This is a genomic window from Pedobacter sp. 01T416_2 (genome assembly GCF_056398925.1).
In genome coordinates this window covers 1-1,046 of the sequence record NZ_JBFTQI010001218.1, presented here as the reverse complement: position 1 = coordinate 1,046, position 1,046 = coordinate 1, and the positions used below count along the sequence as shown (strand labels likewise).

The following is a 1,046-nucleotide window of genomic DNA, read 5'->3' as shown; positions in this document are numbered from 1 at the left end:
GGGTAAAGATTGCCCTTTTTTAACTTGAGCAAAAAGGCCACTGCAGAAAAATAATGCAGGCAATAAATATAGGTATCTTCTCGGTTTCGGCATTGTTAATTAATTTCGGGCGTAAAAGAAAAAGTCAGGGCTATTTTCTCCTCTGTTTTAGGAAAATCGAAGTGTACCTTGCCATCTTTCAATGTCCATTTTACCTTTTGGTTGGTACTTAAAATGGTAATGAGACTTCCTTTTTTAGGAATACTTCCTTGCCATGAAATTTCTTTGTTTGGCGTATTGCCGATTAAACTGATGCCGTAAATAGTTTTACCATCTTTACTTTGCGTAAACCAGTTCTGTCCATCATGATAGTTTTTGGTAATCCTTGTTCCGTATATGGCAGCACCATTTTTACTGGTCCACTTACCAATTTCATCCAATCTTGTAATCACATGATCAGGCAGCGTTCCATCAGCTTTAGGCCCAATACCTAAAAGCAAACTTCCACCTTTGGCTACTATTTCTACTAATTTATGAACCACTTCTTCTGCCGATTTATACTGATCGTTGGGTACAAAACCCCAGGCTCCGCCTAACGTCATGCAGCTTTCCCATGGATACTCTAACTGATTTTCAGGAATTTTCTGTTCAGGGGTCTGGTAGTTTTCAAACTGGCCATGTACCGTTCTATCCACCACAATTAAACCTGGTTGTGCTTTTCTGGCATCAGCTGCAATTTTCGGCATATCAATATCCTGACTCCAATCAGGAATAGGTGCTCCCCAAGAAAGTACTTCTTTATTTACGCTAGCCCGTGGACGAACCCATCCACCATCTAACCATAAAATATCAATGCTTCCGTAATTGTTCATTAACTCTCCAATCTGGTTCTGAGTATAGCTTTTGAACATATTCCACCGCCATTGATTCTTTCTGATATCATAATTATTATTTCTATCTGCAGTGGCATATTTATCCCACCAATAGTATTGAGAATGCCAATCGGGTTTAGAAAAATAAGCACCGATCATAAAATTTTCCTTACGGAAAGCATCGAACACATATTT

1 protein-coding gene is annotated in these 1,046 nt (G+C 38.8%); it reads right to left on the bottom strand.

The window, feature by feature from the left end:
* Positions 1 to 95: 95 nt before the first annotated feature.
* The coding region (locus AC1DPQ_RS28670; protein ID WP_477611703.1) for an alpha-L-fucosidase at positions 96 to 1,046 on the bottom strand (951 nt) is incomplete at its 5' end.